Raw genomic sequence first — 7,787 nt, 5'->3', positions numbered from 1 at the left:
GCTGTTTTCAGCCGGCTTTTTTTCGATTTTGGCGGAGCCGAAATCGGGTCTTTTCTTATCTTGATACTATATAGAAACATCTCAAGGCAAAAAAAAAGCCCTCATCCCTTATTTGTCAAGGGATGGAGGCTTTTTTGACAGGTAAAAACTCCTTCTGCTATTATTGAGTTACCACACTTAACAATAGAATGCTAGATTACTAGCTCAGAAGGAGTTTTTCATTTTGTATTCATCTGAAAACGATTATAGCATCCTCGAAGACAAAACCGCAACAGGTAAAAAGCGGGATTGGAAGGGGAAAAAGAGACGGACGAATCTTATGGCGGAGCATTACGAAGCGTTGGAGAGCAAGATCGGAGCACCTTACTACGGCAAAAAAGCTGAAAAATTAAATGGTTGTGCAGAGTATCTTTCGTTTAAGAGAGACCCGGAGACGGACAAATTAAAACTGTATCAAGCCCATTTTTGTAAAGTGAGGTTATGTCCGATGTGTGCGTGGCGCAGGTCGTTAAAAATTGCGTATCATAATAAATTAATTGTTGAGGAAGCGAATCGGCAGTATGGCTGCAGTTGGATTTTTCTCACACTTACAGTTCGTAATGTCGAGGGCGATGGATTAAAACCTATGATTACTGACATGATGAAAGGATGGAATCGTCTTTTCGGTTATAAACGAGTCAAAGAAGCTACTTTAGGTTATTTCAGAGCTTTAGAGATTACCAAAAACCATAAAGAAGATACATATCACCCTCATTTTCATGTGCTGTTGCCTGTAAAGAGGAATTATTTTGGAAAGAATTATATCAAGCAGGCAGAGTGGACAAGCCTATGGAAAAGGGCAATGAAATTGGATTACACGCCGATTGTCGATATTCGTCGAGTTAAAGGTAAATCGAAGATTAATGCTGAACAAATTGAGGACGAAGTACGGGAAGCTATGGTGGAGCAAAAAGCTGTTCTCGAAATCTCTAAATATCCGGTTAAAGATACGGATGTCGTGCGCGGTAATAAGGTGACAGAAGACAATCTGAATACAGTGTTTTATTTGGATGATGCACTGTCTGCTCGTAGGCTGATCGGGTATGGTGGAATTTTGAAAGAGATACATAAAGAACTGAACCTTGGTGATGCTGAAGATGGAGATCTTGTTAAGATTGAGGAAGAGGATGACGAGGTAGCAAATGGTGCATTTGAAGTCATGGCTTATTGGCATCCTGGTATTAAAAATTACATAATCAAATAATAAAAGCAGGCTTGATGCCTGCTTATTTTTTTTCACTTTTATCTAGGAAAAAAGAAAACCACATAACACTTATAAATCCAGCAACAGCAAGAATGCCAACCACTATATAGGCCCACATTGGTATATCCATTAATCTTCCTCCCTAATGTTTTGAACATACTCTTATTATTAACAAAAAACAGAAGAAAAGATATGAGAATTTTCTATTATTATCCTTAAAACTAGCTTAATATTCCTTATTTTCAAAAAATTCCATTGAAAAAAATGGTATAAATTAAACGTATTTAAACTTTTGAAGGAGATGGAATTATGGAAGCAAAGTCACTATTGAAATGTGTAGCTGTTCCTGTTTTAGCATTTTCAACGTTATTATCAGCTGGTTTGCCGAGTGCACAAGCAGCGAATCATTCTGTTCAAAGTAGTGTTGAGAATAAGGTTTCTAAATTAAATATTCAACAATTAAAAGAATACAATAGCCTGAAAAAACAAGGCTTTAATGTCTCCATTTCTGAAAGTGAAGATGGGACTGTATTCATAAATGCATATGAAAGTTCGCCAGTTACTAACAAGAAAGCTGAACCGGGAAAGATTACTACCCAAGCAGTTGTTGGTGAACAGACTTTTAATATAAAACAGTCTGTATACTATGGTTATTCTCGTGTAGGTGGCATTTCAGGGAAAATTAAAGTTGAATATAGAGGAAAAACAGTAACACCAGTATCTGATACTTTAAGAATTAGTAGAGGGGTAGCAAAAGAGAAAAAATACAAGAGTGGTAATCCTGGTAAAGTTACGTTTCCATTTGTTATTAATTTAGGTAGTTCACCTTTTAATACAGGTTCTGTTCCTTTTGATTCTTGGTTCTATATTTATAGCACCGGAAAAGTTAAATTTGATCAGACTGGTACACCTAAAAAATTTTAAAACGGAGCAGGCCTTAGGGTCTGCTTTTTATGTGTACGAGGCTCCACGATGTTTGACACGGCTATGAACTGGACGGTTATCTTGTCAACATGAGGAAGAAGATGACAAGGTTGCAAATGGAGTATTTGAGGTTATGGCTTACTGGCATCCAGGTATTAAAAATTACATAATCAAATAAAAGAGTGGCTATAAAGCTTACTCTTTTATTTATGAAATTCAGTTTCTCTTCTAGGCCTTTAACTGTAAAATATATCTAGGGGGGAATCATGAATAAAAATAATACTAATCAGATAACGGCATCAAAAAAAATAGGGCATGATCCAGCTTTAAAACAAAGAACTCAAAAGCTTTTAAATAATTTGCAGTCTATAGTGGAAAATATGGATGAGAAGCGTGGTTCTATATTTTTAGATTGGTTAGATACTCAGAATAATTATCTAAAATGGGAAACGAATTTTGATCCAAAAAGATTAAAGAAGTATAAACGGGGAGATATTGTTTTTGTTCATTTTGGGTTCAATGTTGGGGCTGAATTTGGTGGATTACACTATGCAGTAGTCGTAAAAAAAGATTCTAAAAGTAGTCCAATGTTGAATGTTGTGCCTTTGTCGTCTTTAAAAGAAGGACAGACAGCAGATGACTTGCACCCAGAAGAGTTATACTTAGGGAAGATTTCTGGACTAAATGATAAAGAATCATTTGCTAAGATTAATCAAATGAGATCTGTAAGCAAAATCAGGATTTTTAATCCTAAAAAGTCGTCTGATGTAGCTTTTAAATTGACTAATGAACAAATGGACTCCATTGATCAACGAATTATGAAGTTGTATACCAATATCAAAAACACACAACAAAATACTGAATGATGTTGACTTTTTTATATAAATAGTGTATAGTTTATTTCACATCTGAAAAAGGATGCATATACTTAATGTATAGCTGAAATATTAAATAATGCCCTTGTAAGCAGTGATGCTTACCATGCGGTCACATAAAAACTTAACTTACCATGTTTTATACATGGTCAAAAGGAAAAGCCACTCCATTATGGAGTGGCTTTTTACGTTGTAGGTGTCTGGTAGTAAGCGATGATACCGATTAGGCTTAATACGACTACGACTCCTAATATGCTCCACAATGTTACTTTCATACGTTTTGACATGCTATGACCTCACTTTGTAGGCTCAATCAACAGTGAATTTCTTGTATGTTCTCTTTCCGTTTTTATCTCCAACGGCTTTAATGAAAACATTACCTAAAGTGATGCCGACATCTTTGATTGGCCCGATTTGGTAATAGAAACTTCCTGTAACAGCGGCTTTGTTGTCACCAGTGACCCAAGCATTTTTGCCTCCAGTATTTAATCCTGTGCGTACAACTGGATTCCAATTACGGACTACTCTTGCACTGGAAGAGTTGATCTTTTTCACTTTGCCCTTTGTTACATTGTAATTCACAGAAACTCTATAAGTAGTCACTGGGGCGCCAAAAAATTTCACAGAGTTTTCGTAAGAAACGCCTTTGTCTCCCTGAGTCTGAATAGGTTGCTGAGTTACTGTTTCTTCTGTTTCAGTGTTGATTGGATCAAGTTTCGTAAAGCTTTCTACAAGCTTTTCCTGATCTTCTGGTGATAAGGCTTTGAAGTCTTGAAGTGCTTTCCCGGGCTCCATAACGGCAGCGGCTATGTATTCTGGAGAAACACCTGCGGCTTTAGCAGCATTTTCATCATAATGGGCAAGGTAATTTTCGTAGTCTTGAGGTGTGTACTTACTCTTTACTTCTTCAGCAGATGTGCTAGAAGGTAATACCAATCCAAGTGTAACAAAACTGATAATCATAAACAGAATCCATTTCCTCATTTTCACACTCTCCCTTGTATGATTTTGGTACCGAATTCACGTTAACATAGCTTGTATCCTAATATGAATAAAATAACAATATTTAAAATAAATTGAATAAAAATTCCTATGAGATTGAACTTTTGATTGCGGGCATTTTTGCGGTTTTCAAAGTGTGTGAAATGAAGATATATCAACGGTTCAACTTTATTTTTATTGGGTGAGCAGATGTGAAAATAGAGAAAGTAGATGCGTGTTACCGCAGCGTACTTTCTCTATTTGAAAATTTGACACACAGAACAATTTGTTCATGTGGTTCGATGCTGCGGGAGCAGCAAGGGTTTTTCCGATTTTCTGCCGATCTCTCATCGGCGGAAAAGTCGGGTCGGCGGACAGCCGACAAGTGGCACGAACTTTCGATGCGATAGCGAGAATGAGAGAGCCACCGGCACCGCAGGTCGCACGTCCAAATTGAATCCGTAGGAACAATTTGGTGTAGTGCGTTACACCAAAGATAAACTTTGTGTTACCATAACCCCTATACAGTGGTCTGAATCGGGGGTTTTTCTCATGGCAAATTATGCAGTCATCAGGATGGAAAAATACAAAAAAGATAGATTGAATGGAACGCAAAAACACAATCAGCGGGAGTTTCAAAAAAGCAAAAATGAAAATATTGATCGGGAGCGGACGCACTTAAATTATGATCTAGTGAACGAGAAACCGATTAGCTATTCAAAAGCGATTCATGAAAAAATTGAGGGGCGAGTCAAACGGAAGGTCCGAGCGGATGCTGTTTTGGTCAGCGAATTTTTGATCACGGCAAGTCCTGACTATATGAACGGGTTGAGCGATGCGGAGCAGCGGCGCTATTTTGAAACAGCGGTTGATCATTTGAAAGAGAAATACAGCGCTGAAAACATGCTTTATGCCACAGTCCATATGGATGAAGCGACTCCCCATATGCATGTTGGTATTGTACCGATCACGGAGGACGGCCGACTCTCTGCGAAAGATTTTTTTAATGGCAAATTGAAGATGAAAGCCATTCAAGATGATTTTCATCGGCACATGGTTGAAAACGGTTTTGACCTGGTGCGCGGCGAACCAAGCGAAAAGAAGCATGAGAATGTTCACCAGTATAAAATAAATCAGCGGCAAGCGGAGCTTGAGCGGCTTAATGCTGAAATTGCTTTAAAGGAAAAGCAGAGAGAGGAACTGGAAAAGCAAAACAAAGCTGTTCAGGCAGTTATAGAAGTGAAAAAAGAATCGCTGACAGCTAAGGCTGAAGAGTTGAAAATGCCGACTATTGAACATGAAAAAGCGTGGCTCAAAAAGGATAAAGTCATTGTGCCGGAGCGGGAACTCCATGCTTTGTATGCCTATGCGGAGCAGAAAACTAAAACGGCAGCCGAGTTGGCGGGGCAATTGAAGTCGGAAACGCAGGAAAAGGAGCGCTGGCAGTCTATCGCCCGGCAGGAAGCAGATCGGGCGGATGAAAAAGACCAACGGCTTCAGGAACTGCAGAGTAGGATCCATTCAGAAGTTGAAGCGTCCAAAAAGGAAATGCGGCGCAAGCTTGCAAAGGAATTTACGGAAGAGCAGCGTGAGGATCTGCGGCAGGAAGTGAAGGAGGAGCTGACGGCTTTACGAACGGAAAATAAGGAACTGTCAGCTGAAAATAAAGGCTTGATCATTGAGAGGAATCGCGAAGCTGAGGAGAGCCTAAAGCTAAAACAGGAACTTGATAAGAGAAACGGTCAGTATGCTGAGGTTTTGAGTTTCGCCAAGAAGCAGAATCAAACGCTTGAAAAAGTGGCTGGAGAAAACAAGGCGTTAAAAAAAGAAAATAAGACACTAAAAGAGAGAGTTGCCGTACTGGAACAATGGAAAGACAAAATGGTTCAGTGGGCTAAAGAAAAATTACCAAAGATGCGGAAATTAGCGGCATCGTTTTTCCGTACGGCTGGAATGCCTAGAGAAGCCAATAAATACAAGGACAATGAATTAGAGCGGTGAAAACGGGCAATCAATTGCCCTTCCAAAATTTCCACCACTTTTTTTGTTTGGTGGCTGCGATCATTTTTTGTGTCTCAAGGGACTCACGTAATGCAGCGGTGAGTGTCTCGTGCCTTTCTTGCTGTCTTTTTTCGAATCGTTCCATCCGTTCTGCCATGTGGCGGTTGAATTCTTCCTGTCGTTTCATGAATTCGACTAAAGGATTGTCCTGTAGCGATGTAGCGGTATCCGATATGGTCAGTTTAGAACGATATAAGCTTGCTATGTGCTTTACCGTTTCGTCGAGTGAGTGTCCATTGATCTTAGTCATTGTACATAGATACTCTAAAGTCTTTACGTCATCCTCGGTATAGAGTCGCCATCCTTTCGAATCTTTATTGAACGAGTAGCCTTGTTCTTCAAGCATACTGGCATACTTGCGGACAGTTACTGGCTCTATACCGAGGTGTTTTGCGACGTCCTTTGATGATAATTTGATTCCCATATCCATAACGTATCACCTCGTAAAAAGGGTTCGCTATAGCGATACTAAAGACCTTTAAGTGCTGCACCCTTTATTTGAGTTGTTTTGTAAAAGGGTGCAATTGAAAAGGAGCGCTGCGTACCTAAACGAGAGGAAAAATCCAGTCATGACAGGGGACTGCTTGAGTTCTTTTATGTTTGAGTTTGTTTTGGAATTTAGGAGAGGTCACGGAGTGCCCAGTTATACGCACCAAATAAATTGGGGCGTACTGGCGGAAATAACCTGCAGAGGCTTTTAAAAAAAGGGATGCTATAATCTAACAGAAAAAGGGAGGGGAATCACATGGCATATCGTATAGTAGGCGAGTTGGAAGGAACGGAAATTACGTTCACGAGCACACACCCAGGCGGAGAGAAACGAGAGGATATATTCGAGACGATCAAGGAAGCGGAGGATGCTTTGAATACCTTGAAAATGTCTCTGCCTGATGGAACAAAATTGACGATTGAACCTGCGGTGTAGAGACAAATGATTGATTTTGAAACGGCTATGAGACAAGTGAGAGCAACCCTTGGCTTTGAGGGTTTAGTGCTGACGGAAGAAGAGGAAAAGCTTTTAGAAAGACGGTTTCATGGAGAAATCACAGAGGAAGAATACATACAAAAAGCGTTTGAGCTGTCTTATTCCGGTGACTGATAAATAGGACAGCGAGCGATTTTGGCGTGAGTCAACGGTAACCGGACCGTAGGGAGGATTAAGGAGTTGACTCGCTCAGCGCCACCCGAACCCTTTCAGCACTCAAACAAACCCGTTTGTTTGACGCCAACCGGCGAGGGAGCCCCCCGAAGATGCGGGGGGTTGGGGGGATTGAATGCTGGCATCCAACGGCCGTCCGTTGGTGGGTTTGGGCAAAGCCCATAGTATAAAAATTTTTTACACTATAGTTTTTTGTTTGTCTGTTAAAAGAAAAGAACTTAGTGCTATGATAAAAATAAGTGCTTCTGGCTTGGTGGCTTTTGCGCTTAAAGAGAAAGGCGGACTGTAAAAACAGTCCGCCTTTTTTTATAGCTGTTTTAAGTGTTTAAAATGCCTTGTTTTACGGGTTTAAAACGGGTTTATTTTTAAACACTATCCCCGTTCCTCCCGAACACTAATAGCATCGGAAAAGCCGAGTCGTTCAACATTTAGGAAAGCTTCGCCTATAAAAGGGTCACGGCTTTTTACTTTGTTTCAACCCGTGACCCTTATAGGCTACGCAAGGAAATAAAGACCACGAACGCACGATAGAAAGGTGTGAGTG

Annotated in this window: 7 protein-coding genes; 5 read left to right on the top strand and 2 right to left on the bottom strand. The window is 39.9% G+C overall.

The annotated features are described in order from the left end of the window. Positions 1 to 223: 223 nt before the first annotated feature. The 3 genes from ACWFR1_RS39700 to ACWFR1_RS39690 all read left to right on the top strand — a co-directional run bounded on the left by ACWFR1_RS39700 (position 224) and on the right by ACWFR1_RS39690 (position 3,033). Positions 224 to 1,243 carry a protein rep gene (locus ACWFR1_RS39700; RefSeq protein ID WP_089030066.1) on the top strand — a complete coding sequence of 340 codons (1,020 nt, stop codon included), beginning with the start codon at positions 224 to 226 and terminating at the stop codon, positions 1,241 to 1,243. A gap of 309 nt (positions 1,244 to 1,552) precedes the next feature. Continuing rightward, positions 1,553 to 2,167 carry a hypothetical protein gene (locus tag ACWFR1_RS39695; RefSeq protein ID WP_376642771.1) on the top strand — a complete coding sequence of 205 codons (615 nt, stop codon included), beginning with the start codon at positions 1,553 to 1,555 and terminating at the stop codon, positions 2,165 to 2,167. A gap of 266 nt (positions 2,168 to 2,433) precedes the next feature. Continuing rightward, complete coding sequence (locus ACWFR1_RS39690; protein WP_157694098.1) at positions 2,434 to 3,033, top strand: type II toxin-antitoxin system PemK/MazF family toxin; 600 nt, start codon at positions 2,434 to 2,436, stop codon at positions 3,031 to 3,033. Positions 3,034 to 3,351: 318 nt separating this feature from the next. Here the strand turns inward: ACWFR1_RS39690 and ACWFR1_RS39685 are convergent, their stop codons facing one another. Then, positions 3,352 to 4,026, bottom strand: a complete 675-nt coding sequence (locus ACWFR1_RS39685) for a hypothetical protein (RefSeq protein WP_376206252.1) — start codon at positions 4,024 to 4,026, stop codon at positions 3,352 to 3,354. A 477-nt stretch (positions 4,027 to 4,503) separates the two neighbouring features. On the opposite strand from ACWFR1_RS39685, the gene mobV reads away from it, so the two are divergent. Continuing rightward, complete coding sequence (gene mobV, locus ACWFR1_RS39680; RefSeq protein WP_376642773.1) at positions 4,504 to 6,024, top strand: MobV family relaxase; 1,521 nt, start codon at positions 4,504 to 4,506, stop codon at positions 6,022 to 6,024. A gap of 10 nt (positions 6,025 to 6,034) precedes the next feature. On the opposite strand, the gene ACWFR1_RS39675 is transcribed toward mobV, so the two are convergent. After that, the gene (locus ACWFR1_RS39675) at positions 6,035 to 6,514 is read right to left on the bottom strand and encodes a DUF3967 domain-containing protein (protein WP_010890187.1); all 480 of its coding nucleotides are present in this window, start codon (positions 6,512 to 6,514) and stop codon (positions 6,035 to 6,037) included. A 501-nt stretch (positions 6,515 to 7,015) separates the two neighbouring features. Here ACWFR1_RS39675 and ACWFR1_RS39670 point away from each other — a divergent pair. After that, entirely contained in the window at positions 7,016 to 7,183 is a 168-nt protein-coding gene (locus ACWFR1_RS39670) for a hypothetical protein (RefSeq protein WP_453560823.1), read from the top strand. Positions 7,184 to 7,787: the final 604 nt, after the last annotated feature.

The organism is Streptomyces sp. NPDC055103 (assembly GCF_053607625.1).
This window is presented reverse-complemented; position numbering and strand designations above follow the sequence as displayed.